Annotated in this window: 13 protein-coding genes; 5 read left to right on the top strand and 8 right to left on the bottom strand. The window is 67.1% G+C overall.

Going from position 1 to position 17565, the window contains the following annotated elements; genetic code table 11:
• Nucleotides 1-38 precede the first annotated feature (38 nt).
• Together acnA and AC6LJ2_RS28420 are read right to left on the bottom strand one after the other, a co-directional pair.
• Nucleotides 39-2744 carry an aconitate hydratase AcnA gene (acnA, locus tag AC6LJ2_RS28425; RefSeq protein ID WP_263913543.1) on the bottom strand — a complete coding sequence of 902 codons (2706 nt, stop codon included), beginning with the start codon at nucleotides 2742-2744 and terminating at the stop codon, nucleotides 39-41.
• Nucleotides 2745-3053: 309 nt separating this feature from the next.
• The gene (locus AC6LJ2_RS28420) at nucleotides 3054-3983 is read right to left on the bottom strand and encodes a LysR substrate-binding domain-containing protein (protein WP_263913544.1); all 930 of its coding nucleotides are present in this window, start codon (nucleotides 3981-3983) and stop codon (nucleotides 3054-3056) included.
• Between the two features lie 118 nt (nucleotides 3984-4101).
• Here AC6LJ2_RS28420 and AC6LJ2_RS28415 point away from each other — a divergent pair, with 118 nt between their 5' ends.
• The 3 genes from AC6LJ2_RS28415 (at nucleotide 4102) to AC6LJ2_RS28405 (ending at nucleotide 7634) form a co-directional block, all read left to right on the top strand.
• The gene (locus AC6LJ2_RS28415; RefSeq protein WP_445659195.1) at nucleotides 4102-4989 is read left to right on the top strand and encodes an SDR family oxidoreductase; all 888 of its coding nucleotides are present in this window, start codon (nucleotides 4102-4104) and stop codon (nucleotides 4987-4989) included.
• On the top strand, nucleotides 4986-6521 hold the full coding sequence (locus AC6LJ2_RS28410; protein WP_263913545.1) for an AMP-binding protein: 1536 nt from the start codon (nucleotides 4986-4988) through the stop codon (nucleotides 6519-6521). Before AC6LJ2_RS28415 ends, AC6LJ2_RS28410 begins: the two co-directional genes overlap by 4 nt.
• 129 nt (nucleotides 6522-6650) lie before the next feature.
• Nucleotides 6651-7634: a Bug family tripartite tricarboxylate transporter substrate binding protein gene (locus tag AC6LJ2_RS28405; protein ID WP_498152650.1), complete on the top strand. Its 984-nt coding sequence runs from the start codon at nucleotides 6651-6653 to the stop codon at nucleotides 7632-7634.
• A gap of 74 nt (nucleotides 7635-7708) precedes the next feature.
• On the opposite strand, the gene AC6LJ2_RS28400 is transcribed toward AC6LJ2_RS28405, so the two are convergent.
• Entirely contained in the window at nucleotides 7709-8617 is a 909-nt protein-coding gene (locus AC6LJ2_RS28400; protein ID WP_263913546.1) for a LysR substrate-binding domain-containing protein, read from the bottom strand.
• 118 nt (nucleotides 8618-8735) lie between these two features.
• Here AC6LJ2_RS28400 and AC6LJ2_RS28395 point away from each other — a divergent pair, with 118 nt between their 5' ends.
• Together AC6LJ2_RS28395 and AC6LJ2_RS28390 are read left to right on the top strand one after the other, a co-directional pair.
• Entirely contained in the window at nucleotides 8736-9761 is a 1026-nt protein-coding gene (locus tag AC6LJ2_RS28395; protein ID WP_498152649.1) for a pirin family protein, read from the top strand.
• Between the two features lie 303 nt (nucleotides 9762-10064).
• On the top strand, nucleotides 10065-12269 hold the full coding sequence (locus AC6LJ2_RS28390; RefSeq protein ID WP_498152648.1) for a TonB-dependent receptor: 2205 nt from the start codon (nucleotides 10065-10067) through the stop codon (nucleotides 12267-12269).
• A gap of 97 nt (nucleotides 12270-12366) precedes the next feature.
• Here the strand turns inward: AC6LJ2_RS28390 and AC6LJ2_RS28385 are convergent, their stop codons facing one another.
• The 5 genes from AC6LJ2_RS28385 to AC6LJ2_RS28365 are packed head-to-tail and all read right to left on the bottom strand — an operon-like array spanning nucleotide 12367 to nucleotide 17509.
• Nucleotides 12367-13134 (bottom strand): SDR family oxidoreductase, encoded by a 768-nt coding sequence (locus AC6LJ2_RS28385; RefSeq protein ID WP_498152647.1) that lies wholly within the window; start codon nucleotides 13132-13134, stop codon nucleotides 12367-12369.
• Nucleotides 13131-14120: an NAD(P)H-quinone oxidoreductase gene (locus AC6LJ2_RS28380; RefSeq protein ID WP_445657050.1), complete on the bottom strand. Its 990-nt coding sequence runs from the start codon at nucleotides 14118-14120 to the stop codon at nucleotides 13131-13133. Before AC6LJ2_RS28380 ends, AC6LJ2_RS28385 begins: the two co-directional genes overlap by 4 nt.
• A 21-nt stretch (nucleotides 14121-14141) precedes the next feature.
• On the bottom strand, nucleotides 14142-14846 hold the full coding sequence (locus tag AC6LJ2_RS28375; protein WP_025140547.1) for an ABC transporter ATP-binding protein: 705 nt from the start codon (nucleotides 14844-14846) through the stop codon (nucleotides 14142-14144).
• The gene (locus tag AC6LJ2_RS28370; RefSeq protein ID WP_445657049.1) at nucleotides 14839-16620 is read right to left on the bottom strand and encodes a branched-chain amino acid ABC transporter ATP-binding protein/permease; all 1782 of its coding nucleotides are present in this window, start codon (nucleotides 16618-16620) and stop codon (nucleotides 14839-14841) included. Before AC6LJ2_RS28370 ends, AC6LJ2_RS28375 begins: the two co-directional genes overlap by 8 nt.
• A gap of 22 nt (nucleotides 16621-16642) precedes the next feature.
• Nucleotides 16643-17509 carry a branched-chain amino acid ABC transporter permease gene (locus AC6LJ2_RS28365; protein ID WP_175193098.1) on the bottom strand — a complete coding sequence of 289 codons (867 nt, stop codon included), beginning with the start codon at nucleotides 17507-17509 and terminating at the stop codon, nucleotides 16643-16645.
• Nucleotides 17510-17565: the final 56 nt, after the last annotated feature.

The following is a 17565-nucleotide window of genomic DNA, read 5'->3' as shown; positions in this document are numbered from 1 at the left end:
GTCAGGTTCCGGGGGCTTTGTCTTGCTTGCCCAGGCGCTTACGCGGCCAGCAGCTGGCGCAGCACGAAGGGCAGGATGCCACCGTGCTGGTAGTAGTCGACTTCGATCGGGGTGTCGATGCGCAGCAGCACCGTCACATCCTGCTTCGAGCCATCCTTGCGGGTGATGGTCAGCGTGACGTCCTGCATCGGCTTGATGCCGTTTTCCAGGCCCGAGATGTCGTAGGTTTCTTCGCCGGTGATGCCCAGCGACTGCACGCTGTCGCCGCCCTTGAACTGCAGGGGCAGCACGCCCATGCCGACCAGGTTGCTGCGGTGGATGCGTTCGAAGCTGCGGGTGATGACGGCCTTCACGCCCAGCAGCTGGGTGCCCTTGGCGGCCCAGTCGCGCGACGAGCCGGTGCCGTATTCTTCGCCGCCGAACACCACGGTGGGCGTGCCGGCCGCCACGTACTTCATGGCCGCGTCGTAAATGGACATCTGTTCGCCGCTGGGCTGGAACAGCGTGTCGCCGCCTTCGAAGCGGCTGCCATCGGCCAGCGGGGGAATCATGAGGTTCTTGATGCGCACGTTGGCGAAGGTGCCGCGCATCATGATTTCATGGTTGCCGCGGCGCGAACCGTAGCTGTTGAAATCGGCCTTCATGACGCCGTGTTCCTTGAGCCACTTGCCCGCGGGCGAGGTTTCCTTGATGGAGCCGGCCGGCGAGATGTGGTCGGTGGTGACCGAGTCGCCGAACACGCCCAGCGCGCGGGCGTTCTTGACGGCGGGCATCGCGCCCGGCGTCATGCCGAAGCCATCGAAGAAGGGCGGTTCGGCGATGTACGTGGAATCGGGCCAGTTGTAGGTGTCGCCGTTGACGCCCTTGATGTTTTCCCAGAGCTTGCCCGGGTTGCTCTTGACCTGGCCGTAGTTGGCCTCGAACGCCTTGGGGTCCAGGGCGTACTTGAGCAGCGATTCGACTTCTTCGGTGGTGGGCCAGATGTCGCCCAGCCAGATGTCGCCCTTCTTGCCACGGCCCACGGGCTCGGTCATCAGGTCGCGCGTGACCGTGCCGGCCAGGGCGTAGGCCACGACCAGCGGGGGCGAGGCCAGGAAGTTGGCCTTGATGTTCGGGTGGATGCGCGCTTCGAAGTTGCGGTTGCCGGACAGCACGGCCGAGCAGACCAGGTCGTTGCTGGTGATGACGTCGTTCAGGTCGGGCGTCAGGTCGCCGGCGTTGCCGATGCAGGTGGTGCAGCCGTAGGCGGCGACGTCGAAGCCCAGCTTTTCCAGGTAGGGCAACAGGCCCGTCTTGGTCAGGTATTCGGTGACCACGCGCGAGCCGGGGGCCAGCGAGGTCTTGATGTGCTTGGGCACCTTCAGGCCGGCTTCGACGGCCTTCTTGGCCAGCAGGCCCGCGGCCAGCAGCACGCTGGGGTTGGACGTGTTGGTGCACGAGGTGATGGCGGCGATGAGGATGTCGCCGTTCTTGACCTTGGTGCCGGTGCTGGTGGTGAAGGTCTGCTGCAGCTTCTCGGCGGGCTGGTTGAAGCCGTTTTCGGCCACCGGCTTGGAGAACAGGTCGATGAAGGTGTTCTTGACGTTGCCGATTTCGATGCGGTCTTGCGGGCGCTTGGGGCCGGCCAGCGACGGGGCGACGGTGGACAGGTCCAGCGTCAGCAGCTTGGTGAAGTTGATGTCCTTGGCGGCGGGCACGCCGAACATGTTCTGCGCCTTGAAGTAGGCTTCGAACGCGGCGATCTCGTCTTCGGTGCGGCCGGTGCCGCGGAAGTAGTCGATGGTGCGGCCGTCGACCGGGAAAAAGCCCATGGTGGCGCCGTACTCGGGCGCCATGTTGCCGATGGTGGCGCGTTCGGCCACTGACAGGCTGGCCGTGCCTTCGCCACAGAATTCCACGAACTTGCCGACCACTTTTTCACGGCGCAGCATTTCGGTAATGGTCAGGACCAGGTCGGTGGCGGTGACACCGCCGCGCAGCTTGCCCTTGAGTTCCACGCCGACCACGTCGGGGGTCAGGAAGTACACCGGCTGGCCCAGCATGCCGGCTTCGGCCTCGATGCCGCCCACGCCCCAGCCGACCACGCCGATGCCGTTGATCATGGTGGTGTGGCTGTCGGTGCCCACCAGGGAGTCAGGGTAGTAGACGTTGTTCTTCTTGTCCTGGTGCACGCCGCGCGCCAGGTATTCCAGGTTGACCTGGTGGACGATGCCGAAGCCCGGGGGCACCACGCCGAAGGTGTCAAAGGCCTGCATGCCCCACTTCATGAACTGGTAGCGCTCTTGGTTGCGCTTGAATTCCAGCTTCATGTTCAGGTCCAGCGCGTCCTTCGTGCCGAAGTAGTCGATCATGACCGAGTGGTCGACCACCAGGTCGACCGGCACCAGGGGTTCGATGCTCTTGGGGCTCTTGCCCATCTTGTCGGCCACCGAACGCATGGCGGCGATGTCGGCCAGCAGGGGCACGCCGGTGAAGTCCTGCAGCACCACCCGGGCGACCACGAAGGGAATTTCGTCTTCGCGCTTGGCGTTGGCTTGCCAGGCGGCCAGCTGGCGCACGTGTTCTTCAGTGACCTTCTTGCCGTCGCAGTTGCGCAGCACCGATTCCAGCACGATGCGAATGGAGACCGGCAAACGCTGCACATCGATGCCCAGGGACTTGCCCAGCGCCGGCAGCGAGTAGAACTGACAGGACTTGTTGCCGATCTTGAAATTCTTGAGTGTGTCTAGGGTGTTGTGCGGCATGATGGACTCCGTGGTTTCGCCCGCGTAAAGCCGGCATTTTCAGGCGTTTCGACGCGTTTGTCATTGTAGGCGACAGCGGCGCGGTCTGGCTGGTGTCTTATATCTTATATAAGACTTGAAGGGCACGTCAAAGTTCCTCGGCACCGTCAGGGCCTGGCTGCGCCCGGCAATCCGGGCCCCGCCTGGGGCGCCCCGGTATCTGGCGCCCGTCGAGGGCTGCATGCCCAAAGCGCTACTTTGGAGCAGGCGCGCCATCCCTGCAAGTCCCCTTTTTTTAACAAAGAAGTCCTACAGGCGCATGGCGGCCGGTCAGGCCAGGAAATCGCGCAACAGCGGCTCCAGTTCTGTTTTCAGGAAGTCCACCAGGGCGCGCTGGGCCGTGGACGGGTAGGGGGTGGGCGAGGTCAGGATATAGAGCTTGTCGCCCGGCCCCTCGGCCTGGTAGGCCTGTAGCACCGGGGCCAGCCGCGCGGTCCGCAGGTCGGGCTGCACGATGTAGGCCGGCAGCAGCGCCACCCCGGCGCCGTCGCGGGCGGCCTGGGCCAGGAAGGGGAAGTATTCGGATTGCAGGCGGGGCGCCAGCTTGGTCTCGTATACCTGGCCCTTGCGGTGCAGCCGCAGCGTCACCTGGGGCTTGGGACCGGGCGGGGCCAGGAAGTCCAGCCGGCCCAGGTCGCGCGGGTGGGCGGGGGCGCCCATCCGCGCCAGGTAGTCGGGTGCGGCGCACAGGTGCCACTTGATGCGGCCCAGTTCGCGCGCCACGTAGTCTTGGGGCGGGGTCGAGATGACCCGCAGCGCCACATCGATCTCGGACGAAATGAGGTCGCTCACCCGGTTCGAAAACAGCACCCGCAGGCTGAGACTGGGATGGTTCAGCGCAAAGCGCACCAGCAGCGGGCGCAAGGCTTCCAGTTCGCCCAGGCCGGTAGGCAGGCTCAGGCGTACGTGGCCGGTGGGTTCGGTGCCCAGCTTCTGCAGGGCGTGGCGGGCCGATTCAACCTCGCGCGCCATGCGGGCGCCGTGTTCGTACAGCACCGTGCCTTCGTGGGTCAGTTCCAGTCGGCGGGTGGTGCGCCGGATCAACTGGGCGCCAAAGGCGCGTTCCAGCTTCTGCAGGTTGCGGCTTACGTGCGAACGCGTCACGCCCTGGCGCAGCGCGGCTTCGCTCAGCGTGCCGGCTTCCACGATGGTCACGAACAGCTGGATCAGGTTCAGGTCCAGGGCGGGCAGGGCGGCCATGGCTTGCCTCATTGTTGCCTGTCAGGAAACATAGTTTAGTCAAATCAGGGCATTGTCGCGGAACAAGGCCATTGATACTCTGAAATCAAACACAAGGAGACACCCCATGCGACAAACCATGTTCCGCGCCGATCTGTTCCAGGGCCAGCGCATCCTCGTCACCGGCGGCGGCACCGGGCTGGGCTACGCCATGGCCCGGCAGTTGGCGGCGCTGGGCGCCACGGTGCACATCTGCGGACGCCGCCTGGCGGTGCTGGAGCAGGCCGCCGAGGCGCTGCGGCGCGATTTTGGCGGCCAGGCCCATGCCCATGCGGTGGACATCCGCGACGCCAGCGCGGTGGACGCCATGGTGGCTGGCATCTGGGCCGATCACGGCGGACTGGACGCGCTGGTCAACAACGCCGCGGGCAATTTCATCAGCCCCACCGAAAAACTGTCCGAGCGCGGCTTCAACGCCATCGCCGACACGGTGTTTCGCGGCACGTTCTACATGACGCAGGCCGTGGGCAAGCGCTGGATCGCCACGGGGGCATCCGGGGCGGTGGTGTCCATCGTGGTCACCTGGGTCTGGACCGGTTCGCCCTTCGTGGTGCCCTCGGCCATGTCCAAGGCCGGCATCGACGCCATGACCAAGTCGCTGGCGGTGGAATGGGGCCGTCGCGGCATCCGCCTGAACGCCATCGCGCCCGGGGTCATTCCCACCGAGGGTGCGTCGGCCCGGCTGCGGCCCAACGATACGGGCACCGACGCCCTGGTCAGGCAGAATCCCATGCAGCGCCTCGGCCAGGACCAGGACATCGGCGAACTTGCCGCTTTCCTGCTGGCGCCGGGCAACGACTGGATCAACGGCCAGACCATCGCGCTGGACGGCGGCGACTACCTGGCCAACGGCGCCTACTTCAAGCAGTACTTCGAATGGACCGACGACGACTGGGCCGCGGCCCGCGCCGCCATCGAGGCGCGCAATGCCGAAGACAAGGCGCAGCGTTCGGCGGGCCGGGCATGAGGGCGTCGGAGCATCGCGCCACGGCGCCCGCAGCGTCCGCTGGCGCCGGACAGATCATCGTCGGCGATGCCGTGCTGGACCGCGCCACGCTGGCCGAGCGCGGCGAGCAGGTCGCGGCCGGGCTGGCGGCGATGGGGGTGGGTGAAGGCGACGTGGTGGCGGTGCTGCTGCGCAACGGCATGCCCTACCTGGAAATCATCCAGGCCTGCAAGCGCCTGGGCTGCTACTACTGCCCCATCAACTGGCACTACACGCCTTCCGAGGTGGCCTTTCTGGTGACCGACAGCGGCGCCCGGCTGCTCATCGCCGAAGCCGATCTGTGGCCGGCGGTGCAGGCCGCGCTGCCCGCCGACCTGCCCGCCTTGCGGGTGGGCGCTGCGGGCGCCGCCGACGACTACGCCGCCTGGCGCGACGCGCATGCCCCCTACGACGGCCCCGTGGTGGCCCCGCGTGGCCACATGGCCTATACGTCGGGCACCACCGGCCGCCCCAAGGGCGTGGTGCGTGAACCGTTTCCGCTGGATCAGCTGCCGCAGCGCCTGGCGGCCGTCGAGGCCGTCGTCGAACAGGCCTATGGCTTGCGGGCCGGCTGCCGGGCACTGCTGCCGGCGCCTATCTACCACAGCGCGCCCAGCGTCTTTGCCCAGGTGGCGCTGCGGGTCTGCGATACGCTGGTCGTCACCCCGCGCTTCGATCCTGTCGAGGTGCTGCGCCTGATCGAACGGCACCGCATCGACACGATCTACCTGGTGCCCATCATGTATGTGCGCCTGTTGAAACTGGACCCTGCGGTGCGCGCGTCGTTCGACCTGTCGTCGCTGCGTTTCGTGGCCTCCACCGGGGCGCCGTGCGCACCGGCGCTCAAGCGCGCCATGATCGACTGGCTGGGGCCCGTCATCCACGAAACCTACGCGTCCAGCGAGGCCGGCATGGTGACGGCCATCGGCTCGCAAGAGGCGCTGGTGCGGCCCGGCAGCGCCGGTCGGCCCATCGGCGGCGCGCAGGTGCGCATCGTCGGCGAGGACGGCGCCGCGTGCGCACCGGGGCGGGTCGGTCGCATTTTCGTGCGCCAGCCGGCCTATGCCGACTTCACCTATCGCAACCACCCCGACGCCCGCCGCCGCATCGAGCACGACGGCCTGATCGGCCTGGGCGATCTGGGCTACGTGGATGAAGACGGCTACCTGTTCGTGTGCGACCGCGAATCCGATCTGGTCATTTCGGGCGGCGTGAACATCTACCCGGCGGAAATCGAGCACCACCTGATGCAGTACCCGGGGGTGGCCGATTGCGCGGTGTTCGGCGTGCCCGACGACGAGTTCGGCGAGCGCCTGCTGGCGCTGGTGCAGCCGGCGGCGGACGCGCACGTGCAGCCCGAAGAGGCGCTGCTGTGGCTGGCGGGGCGCATTGCGCGTTTCAAGGTGCCGCGCGAACTGCGCCTGCAGGCCGCATTGCCGCGCGACGACAACGGCAAGATCGCCAAACGGCGCCTGCGCGACACCTTCTGGGCCGGCCAGGAAAGGAAGGTGTAGCGCGCATCTTCGCTCGATACAAGAACACAACGCCGCGTCCGTGACCGCCAGGCCTGGCGCGGTTGCCCATGCAGCACCGCCAGCGCAAGCCCATATTGCGCATCACACAATGACACTGGGGAGACAACCATGTCGAGGATGATTCACACGTTCGGCCGCCTCTCGGCCGCCCTGTTGCTGATTGCCGCCGGGGCGTTGCCGGCGTGGGCGGCGTTTCCCGACCACCCGGTCAAGCTGGTGGTGCCGTATACGCCGGGCGGGTCGGCCGACCAGCTGGCGCGGGTGCTGGCCGAGCGGCTGTCGCAGGAACTGGCGCAGCCCGTGGTGGTGGAAAACAAGCCGGGCGCCAACACCATGATCGCCGCCACCCAGGTGGCGCGGGCCCAGCCCGACGGCTACACGGTGTTCCTGGCCAGCAACGCCAGCATGGTGCTCAACCCCATGCTTTACCAAAAAATCTCGTACGACGCCGCGCGCGATTTCCGCGTGCTGTCGGTGGTGGCGGAATTGCCGCTGGTGGTGGTGGCCAACAACGACGTGCCGGCCGCCACGCTGGCGCAATTCGTCGACTATGCCCGCGCCCGGCCGGGCAAGCTGAACTACGCCTCGGTGGGCATCGGCAATCCCTTGCAACTGGCTACCGAGCTGTTGAAGTCGCGCACCGGCATCGACGTGGCGCACATCCCTTACAACGGCAGCGCGCCCGCGCTCAGTTCGCTGATGAGCAACGACACACAGCTGATGGTGGACGTCATCAGCACGTCGTTGCCGCTGGTGCGCGACAAGAAGCTCAAGGCGCTGGCGGTGACCACCCGTGAACGCCTGCCCGTGCTGCCGGACGTGCCCACCGTGGCGGAAAGCGGCTTTCCGGGGTTTCGCGCGGCCACCTGGTTTGGCCTGGCCGTGCCCAAGGCAACGCCGTCGGCCGAATCCCGCCGCCTGCAGGAGGCCGTGGCGGCGGTGATGCGGCAGCCGGACTTTCGCGATCGGTTCCAGGTGCAGGGACTGGTGATCCAGGCGCCGCGCAACCAGGCCGAGGTCGACGCCTATGTGGCCGAAGACCGCGAGCGCTGGGGGGCGGTGATCCAGGCCAACCAGATCAAGCTGGATTGAGGCGCGTCCTGGCCTGGGCGATCCCCGGCTGGGCGCCTCCAGGTCTTGGGCCCGCCTGGCCATGCGGCGCGCGCTCAGGCCACCAGCGCCGGCAGTTCCGCCACCGCGAACTCCAGGAAGCGCCGCAGCGCCAACGGCGCGCCGCGGCGGGCGGGCATGACCGCGTAGATGCGTGCCGGCGCCGTGTGCCAGGCGGGCAGGATCTGCACCAGGTCGCCCCTGGCCAGCGCGCCGGCGCACAGGTAATGCGGCAGCAGCGCCACACCCAGCCCGGCGCGCGCCATTTCGCGCAGCGCCGCCAGGTTGCTGCTCAGGCACCGCGGCCGGAATTCCACGGATTCGGCTTCGCCTGCCGGGCCGACGAAATGCCAGCTTTGCGGACTGTCCTGCGTAGCATGGGCCAACAGGGGCAGCGTGTTCAGGTCGCGCGGGTAGCGCGGCGCGGCCAGGGCCATGCCGGGGGCGCACACAAGAATCAAGGGCACTGGCGCCAGCTCGCGTGCGACCAGCCGGGAATCGGTGAGCGAGGCCCCCTGGGCGCGGAAGGCCAGGTCGTAGCCTTCGCCCACCAGGTCGATGATCTGGTCGCGGGTGTCCAGCAGGACGCGCACGCCGGGATGCTTCAGGCAGAAGCGGGCCACCAGGTCGCCCACCAGGGTCACGGCCAGCGCCGACGGCGCCGTCATGCGCAGCAGGCCACTGGGCGTGTCACCCATCGACGCGGCCAGGTCGAAGGCGCTGCGGGCTTCGCGCGCCATGGCCAGGGCGTGCACGTAGATCTGCTCGCCCATCGGGGTGAGCGACACCCGGCGGGTGTTGCGCTGGAGCAGGCGCATGCCCAGCCGCGCCTCCAGTTCGGCCACGCGCCGGCTCAGCTTGGAGCGCTGCATGTTCAGCACGCGGGCGGCGGCGGAAAAGCCGCCTTTCTCCACCACCTCGCTGAAAAGCAGAAGATCGTCGAGGTGATGGATGTACGTGTTCATGGGGTTTACGCGAAGAATTGTCCTGCTTAACAGGACAATTATTCCTGAAATCCGACTCTACTGTGCGCCCGGCAGAACCCATAAGCTCTGCGTCAGGTAATAACCAGGCAGCACATCCTTGACCATCCGCCTCAGCCCCCCCGTGGCCCGCCCCTTTGAACCGGCGGGCGACGCCTGTTCCCTCCGTCAATTCCGCCATACCGATTTCCCGCAGGGCATGTCGCCCCTGGTGCTGGTGGACCATTTCGTCATGACCGGCCCTACCTTTGCGCCGCACCCGCATGCGGGCATGTCGGCGGTGACCTTGCTGCTGGAAGACACGCGCGGCGCCATGCGCAGCCGCGACAGCGTGCACCACGACCACGAGATCCGCGCGGGCGACCTGCACTGGACGCTGGCCGGCCGCGGCATCGTGCACACCCAGCAACCGGTGGGCGAAGCCCGATTGAATGGCTTGCAGATGTTCGTCAACCTGCCGGAGCGGCTGAAATCGCTGGCGCCGGACACCTCGCTGCTGCGCGCCTGGGAGATGCCGGTCATCCAGACCGATGCCGGCCGCGTGCGGGTGGCGGCGGGCCGCTATGGCGGCTGGGAGGCGCCGCTGCATACCCCGGAACCGTTGCTGGTGCTGGACGGCTGGCTGCGGCCGGGCGCGTCGCGCCTGGTGCCGTTGCCGGCCGGGTGGAACGCCTGGCTGTACACGGTGCAGGGCGAATTGGGCGTGCGTGCGCGCCACCAGACCACGCCGGCAGCGGTCGGGGCGCCGACGGCGGCCGGCTGGGTAGGGCCCACGGCGGGTCGAGCACCTGGCGCAGGGCCTGCGAAAGGCGCTGCCGGGACGTCCCCCGCTGCGGCGGGCAAACGGCCTGCGGCCAGCGTCAAAAGCGTGGTGGATCCCGATTTCGCCATCTTGGCCGAGGGGGCTGCCTTGGCCGCCTCGGCGGACAGCGACGGGCTGCTGCTGTTGATCGCGGGCAGTGCGCCCGCGCATTTCGTGCTGGTGGCGGGGCCTGCCATCGACGAACCCGTGATCCAGCGCGGCCCGTTCGTGATGGCGAGCTCACGTGCCTTGTCGCAAGCCATGGCGGCGTACGAAGCGGGGGAGTTCGGCACGTTGCGGCAAGAGGCGGGCGTGCAGGGGTGAGGCCGGGCAGGCGCTGACCCCGGGCTGAACGTCGGGCGGCCCCGTCGGCGCCTAATGCGCCCCAGGCGTTGTACCGCTGCAACAAGTGGTAATTTCTATATAAGGGACGCAATGAGAATGATTCCGTTTTATCTAGAATCTATCTCGCACGATCTCAATCCCCTTTGGTGAACAGGCTCGCCAGGGCCGGCCCGTCCGGCCCCGCGGCAGTTCGAGTGGCCAGCCGTTGACCCGCGTGACCCTCCATCGGGATGTTTGCGATTCCCAGCTTCTTGCGAAGCGCCCGCCTCTTGATATCCCGATATGAAACTACGAACTCTTGCGTGCGTGGTCGCGGCCTTGCCGTATTCCATTGCCCATGCCCAATCCACCGCGCCCGCCGCCGCCAACAGCCCCGTCGTGTCGATGGAAGCGATCAAGGTCGAGGCCAGCGCCGACGCCTCGGCCGGCGGCCTGGCCCAGCCCTATGCGGGCGGGCAGGTGGCGCGTGGCGGCCGCATCGGCGTGCTGGGCACGCAGGACATCATGAGCACCCCGTTCAGCGTCACCAGCTATACCAACGAGCTGATCCAGGACAGGCAGGCGCGCAGCGTCGGCGACGTGCTGCAGAATGATCCGGGCGTGCGCGTGGCGCGCGGCTTCGGCAATTTCCAGGAATCGTATTTCATCCGCGGCTTCATCCTGAGCTCGGATGACGTGGCCTACAACGGGCTGTACAGCCTGCTGCCGCGCCAGTACATCGCCACTGAACTGTTCGAACGCGTGGAAGTGCTGCGCGGCGCGACCGCCTTTTTGACCGGCGCGGCACCCAACGGCGGCGGCATCGGCGGCGTGATCAACCTGGTGCCCAAGCGTGCGCCGAACGATCCGCTGACCCGCATCACCACCGGCGTGTCCAGCGGCGGCCAGTTCCAGGTGTCCACCGACATCGCGCGCCGCTTCGGCCCGGACGACAGCACCGGCATCCGCATCAACGCGGCGCAGCGCAGCGGGGACACGGCCATCGACGACGAACATTCCCGCACCAGCCTGGTGTCGCTGGGCCTGGATTGGCGCTCGGCCGATACGCGCCTGTCGGCCGACATCGGCTTCCAGGAAAACAAGCTCAAGCGCGCCCGGCCGAACGTCAGCGTCGTGGGCCTGAAGGACCACGTGCCCGCCGCGCCCGATGCCAGTTCCAACTATGCGCAGCCCTGGTCCTATTCCAACGAGCGCGACTGGTTCGGCACGGTGCGCGCCGAGCACGATTTCAGCGACAAGCTGACCGGCTGGGCGGCGTTCGGCATGCGCCGCAGCGACGAGGCGAATTCGCTGGGCAACGTCACGTTGACCAACGCGTCCACGGGGGCGGGCAATTTCTACCGCTTTGACAACACCCGCGAGGACAGCGTCAATACGGGTGAAGTGGGGCTGCGCGCCAAGGTGCGCACCGGCCCGGTCGGGCATGAATTCGTGGTGTCGGCGTCTTTCTTCGACCTGAAGAAAAAGAACGCCTACATCATGGACTACGCCAATACGTTCCCGACCAATATCTACGACCCGCAGTCGTATTCGCAGCCGGCGTTCAGCGCCAAGGCGCTGCGCGGCAACGATATCGATGATCCGGCGCTGCAAGGCCGCACGCGCACCAGCAGCTACGCGTTCGGCGACACCCTGTCGTTCCTGGACGACAAGGTGCTGCTGACCCTGGGCATTCGCCACCAGCGCCTGTCCTCGCGCAGCTATGCCTACAACACCGGCAAGGAAAACGGCGCCTACGACCAGAGCCGCAATTCGCCGGCCGCGGGCCTGGTGTTCAAGGTGGCGCCCAGCGTGTCCCTGTATGCCAACTACATCGAAGCGCTGGTCGCGGGGGACACCGCGCCCACGGTCGCCAATGGCAAGCCGGTACCCAATGCCGGCGAGAGCCTGGCCCCGTATGTGTCCAAGCAGAAGGAAATCGGCGTCAAGTACGACGGCGACGGCCTGGGCGCGGGCCTGGCGCTGTTCTCGACCGACAAGCCGCGTGCGTCCTACGATGCGTCCAACAAGTTCACGGCCTCCGGCAAAGATCGCCACCAGGGCGTGGAGCTGACCGTGTTTGGCGAACCGATCAAGACCGTGCGCGTGCTGGGCGGCCTGACCTTCCTGGATGCCAAGCAGCGTTCCACCGGCAACACCGCCATCGACGGCAACCGCGTGATCGGCGTGCCGCGCTTCCAGGCCAACCTGGGCGCGGAATGGGACATTCCCGGCGTGCAGGGCCTGGCCGTGGACGGCCGCGTGGTCTACACCGGGGCGTCCTATGCGGACGATGCCAACACGCTCAAGGTGCCTGGCTGGACGCGCTTTGACGCCGGCCTGCGCTACATGATGGACGTGGACGGCCACGTGGTGACGCTGCGCGCCCGGGTCGACAATATCGCCAACCGCAATTACTGGTCGTCGGTGGGCGGCTACCCCGGCAACGGCTACCTGGTGCTGGGCGGCCCGCGCACCTTCTCGCTGAGCGCCAGCATGGACTTCTGATCGGTCCCGGTGTTCACCGGATCGCCGGTCCGTCCGAGGCGGACCGGCAAGACAAAAAAGCCCTGCCGGTTCATTGAACCAGCGGGGCTTTTGCTTTCTACGTCATCAACCAGCCACCTGCCACATCAAGCACCAGCCCGGTCACGAAGCGCGCCTGGTCCGATGCGAAGAAGAGGCAGGCATCGGCCACTTCTTCCGGCGTGCCCAGGCGGCGCAGGGCGGTGACGTCGGCCACGGCGTCGTTGATTTCCTTGGGCACGCTCTTGAGCAGCGGCGTGCTGATGCGCCCCGGGGCCAGGCCGTTGACGGTGACGTCGTATTCGCCCAGTTCCGCGGCCCAGTGGCGCGTCAGGCCCAGCAGCGCCGCCTTGGTGGCGGCATAGTGCGCGGCGACGATGTCGCAGTAGGCCTTGCCGGCCACCGACGACATGTTGATGACACGGCCCTGGCGCTGCTTGACCATATGCGGCGCGGCCAGGTGCGTCATGTAGAAGACGCTGTTCAGGTTGACCGCTACCACCTTGTCCCATTCGCCGGGCGTCATTTCCCAGACCTTCAGCGCGCGGCCGTCGGTCTTGGGCGAGATGCCGACGTTGTTGACCAGGATGGTGGCCGGGCCGAGATCGCGGGTGATGCGCTCGTAGGCGGCCTGGCACTGGTCGAAATGGGCCACGTCGGCAGGCACGAAGGCCACGGCGTGGCCGCGTGCTTGCAACGCTTTTTCATACGCCTGGCCGGCCTGGGCGTTGAAGTCGATCAGCCCGACCTTCGCGCCTTCGGCCAGAAAGCCTTCGACGATGGCCGAGCCGATGCCGCCCACGGCGCCGGTGACGATGACGACCTGACCGGTGAAGCGCGCGCTCATGCCTGCACCTGCAGCATGATCTTGCCGATGTGCGCGCTGCTTTCCATCAGGGCATGGGCCTCGTTGGCCCGGGCCAGCGGAAACACGGCGTGGATGCGCGGCAGGCACTGGCCTTGTTCCATCAGCGGCAGCACCTTGTCGGCCAGTGACTGGGCGATGGCGCCCTTGTCGTCGTCGGACCGCGGACGCAGGGTGGATCCGGTGAACGACAGCCGTTTGGTCATGATGGGCAGGGCGTCGATCTCGGCCTTGCTGCCTTCGAGGAAGGCAATCTGCACCAGGCGGCCATTCACGGCCAGCAGGCGGATGTTCTTGTTGATGTAGCGGCCGCCCACCATGTCCAGGATGACGTCGACGCCCTGGGTGGCCTCGCGGATCTCGGCCTCGAAGTCCGTCTCGCGGTAATTCAAGGCGTGGTGCGCGCCGGCCGCCAGGCAGGCGCGGGCTTTCTCGGCATTGCCCACGGTGGTCCAGACCTCGGCGCCAAAGGCGCGCGCCAGCTGGATGGCCGTGAGACCGATGCCGCTGGAGCCGCCATGCACCAGGAATTTCTCGCCGGCCGCAAGGCGGGCGCGGTCGAACACGTTGGTCCAGACCGTGAAATAGTTTTCGGGGATGGCGGCGGCCGCCAGCAGGTCCAGGCCGCGCGGCACCGGCAGGCAGTGGCGTTCGTCGGCCAGGCAGTACTGGGCGTAGCCGCCGCCGGGCGTCAGCGCGCAGACCTTGTCGCCCACCTTCCAGCGCGTGGCCTGGGCGCCCACGGCGATGATGGTGCCGGACACTTCCAGGCCCAGGTAGGGCGACGCGCCGGGCGGGGGCGGGTACGAGCCGGAACGTTGCAGCACGTCGGGGCGGTTGACGCCCGCGTAGGCGACTTCGATCAGCACCTGGCGGCCGGTGGGCGATTCCATCTCGCGTTCGGCCGGGCGCAGGCAGTCGGGCGAGCCGCCCTTGCCGTGGTCGATGAATGTGCAGCGTAAAGACATATAGGGCAGGTCCTTGAAGAATCAGTGGCCCAGGTAGGCCTTCTTGACATGGGGGTCGGCCAGCAGCTCGGCGCCGGTGCCGGTGCGCACGATGGCGCCGTTCTCCAGCACGTAGCCGCGATCGGCCAGGCGCAGGGTGCGGAACACGTTCTGCTCGACCAGCAGCACGGTGACGCCGTGCGCCGTGACGTCGCGGATGATGTCGAACATCTGCTGCACCAACAGCGGCGACAGCCCCAGCGAGGGCTCGTCGAACACCAGCAGCTTGGGGTCGGCCATCATGCCGCGCGCGATCGCCACCATCTGCTGCTCGCCGCCCGATAGCGAGCCGGCATACTGGCCCAGGCGTTCGCGCACCCGCGGAAAGATCTGCAGCACTTCTTCCAGCTTTCGCTGCACGATGGGGCGGGCGGCGCGCTTGTACGAGCCCATCAGCAGGTTGTCTTTCACGGTGAAGTGCGGAAACAGCTGGCGGCCTTCGGGGATCATGGTGATGCCCGCGTCGACGATGTCGAAGGGCGGGCGGTTGGTCAGGTCCTGGCCTTCGAATTCCACGCGGCCCGTGGTGGCGCCGATGACGCCGCACAGGGTCTTGAGCGTGGTGGTCTTGCCGGCGCCGTTGGCGCCGATCAGCGTGACGATCTCGCCGGCGCGCACCTCGAAGTTCAGGCCGTTGAGCACCTGGCTCTTGCCGTAGCCCGACGAAAGATCCGAAACCTTAAGCATCCTGGTACTCCTTGCCCAAATAGGCTTCGATGACGGCGGGGTTCTCGACCACGTCCCTGGGCGCCCCGCTGACCAGCACCGCGCCTTCGTTCAGCACGATGATGCGGTCAGACAGCGCCATGGTGGCCTGCATCATGTGTTCGATCAGCAGCACCGACACGCCCGAGTCGCGGATGCGGCGGATCATCTGGATGGATTTCTCGATGTCGGTGGGGTTCAGGCCCGCCATCACCTCGTCCAGCAGCAGGATGCGCGGCCGGATGGCCAGGGCGCGGGCGATCTCCAGCCGCTTCATGCCGCCCACCGTCAGGCTGCGGGCCTCGGTGTTCAGGTATTTGAGCAGGTCGGTTTCCTCGGCCACCTTCAGGGCGATCTGTTCGGCTTCCTCGCGGTCAGCGGTGCGGATGAAGGCGCCCAGCATGATGTTTTCCAGCACCGTCAGGCCGGTGAAGGGCTTGGCGATCTGGAAGGTGCGCCCCAGCCCCTGGTGCGCGAATTCGTCCGGCGTGGTGCAGGCCACCCAGTTGCCCTGCGCATCGCGCATGGACACCGCGCCCTTGTCCGGCGACAGAAAGCCGGACAGCAGGTTGAACACCGTGGTCTTGCCGGCGCCGTTGGGGCCGATCATGCCCAGGATCTCGTGCTGATTCAGCGTCAGCGACACGTCGTTGGTGGCGCGCAGGCCGCCGAAGCTCTTGAACAGCTTGTCGGCCTTGAGCACGGGCTGGTCGTTGCGGACCGCGTTGTGCAGCCGGGCCGGCTCGTTCAGCTTGCGTTTGGCCCGCGGCGTGCCCAGGTAGGGCAGCCGCGCCAGCGCGCGTTCGATGGCGGGGCCGAAGGCGCCGGCCAGGCCGCGCGGAATGGTCAGCACCACCGCCACCAGGATCAGGCCGTAGATCAGCCCGTGCATGCCGTTGCCCACGCTGGACAGCCAGCCGCGCGCCAGTTCGGCGATGGGCAGCACCAGGAAGGTGCCGGCGATGGGGCCGGCCACCGTGCCCAGGCCGCCGATCAGGGCGAACATGGCGACCTGGATCGACAGTTCCAGCGAAAACGCGGAGCTGGGGTCGACGAAGGTCAGGTAGGTGATGTGGAAGGTGCCGATCACGCTGGTCAGCATGGCCGAGACCACCGCGGCGATGATCTTCACGCGCACGGTCGGAATGCCCACCGCCAGCGCCGCGTCCTCGCGTTCGCGGATGGCGATCAGGTAGTGGCCGATGCGCGATTTGCGGATGTACCACGACACCCAGGTCACCCCGAGGAACAGGCCGAACGCGATGATCACGTAGTTGATCTTTTCGCGGAACACCATCCAGGCCCAGCCGATGTTCAGCGGCAGGCTGATGCCGCTGGAGCCGCCGGTCCAGCTTTCTTCGTGGATGACCAGCAGCCGCACCACTTCCAGGATGGCAATGGTGGCCAGCGCGAAGAACGGCCCGCGCAGCCGCAGCGTGGGGTAGCTGATCAGGATGGCCACGGCCGCCGAGATGGCCGCGCCCGCCAGCATGCCGAACCAGGGCGAGATGCCGAAGTTCTGCGTCAGCAGCGTGGCGGTGTAGCCGCCGATGCCGTAGAACACCGCATGGCCCAGCGACAGTTGGCCGGCGTAGCCGCCGACGATGTTCCAGGCCACCGACAGGGCGGAAAAGACGAACAGCAGGACGAACAGATTGGTCCAGAACGGCGTGCCCAGGACGACGGGCACGATGAACATGACGATCAGCAGGATAAGGCTGACGTAGGCTTTGGGGCTTCGAAAGTCGGGAAACACGTCTCGCTCCTTGTGGCTCTGATCACTCTGTACCGACGCCGAACAGGCCGGTCGGTCGCAGGACAAGGATCAAGAGGAAGATCCCGAAATAGACGACCTCTTTGAGGTCGGGGGCGATGTAGTAGCCGGCCAGCGTATCGACGATGCCGATGATCATGGACCCGGCAACGGCGCCGTACAGGCTGCCCAGGCCGCCCAGCACCACGATCACGAAGGCGGTCAGCACGAAGTAGGTGCCCACCGTCGGGAACACGGGGTACTGCGGCGCCAGCAGGCCGGCCGCGATGCCGACGAAGGCGGTGCCCAGGCCGAAGGCGATGGCGTAGACGTTGTTGACGTTCACGCCCATCAACGTGGCGGCGTAGCGGTGCTGCGCCACCGCGCGCAGCGCGCGGCCCAGGTAGGTGCGGTGCATGAACAGGTGCAGCAGCACGGCCAGGCTGATGCCCACCACGAAGGTGATGAGCTGGCCCGTCACCATGGAATAGGCGCCCACGTCGATGGCGTTGGTGCCCAGTTCGACCGGCGCGCGGTAGACGTTGGCCCCGAAGATCACCAGGGCCAGGTTCAGCAGGATGGTGGACACGCCCACCGTGGCAAAGATCTGGATGTGCTGGTCGGCGTTCAGCAGCGGCTGGATGATGCCTTTCTGCGTCAGCGCGCCCAGCGCGAACAGGATGACCGCCACCGGCACCAGGCCGATGTACGGGTGCACGCCGAACTGCGCGGCGATCAGATAGACCAGGTACATGCCGATCATCAGGAATTCGCCGTGGGCGAAGTTCACGACGCGCACGACGCCGAAGATCAGCGTCAGCCCCAGGCTGATGATGGTGTATGCGCCGCCCAGCAACAGGCCATTGATGACCAGTTGAATGAAGATATCCATGGTGCAACCTCTTGGAAAGGGGAGCGCCCCGGCCCGGCGGCCGCGCCGGCCGGGCC

This window comes from Achromobacter sp. 1014246743 (assembly GCF_059760725.1).
Note: the sequence above shows the minus strand (reverse complement) of the source record. Positions and strands in the feature narration are given on the sequence as shown.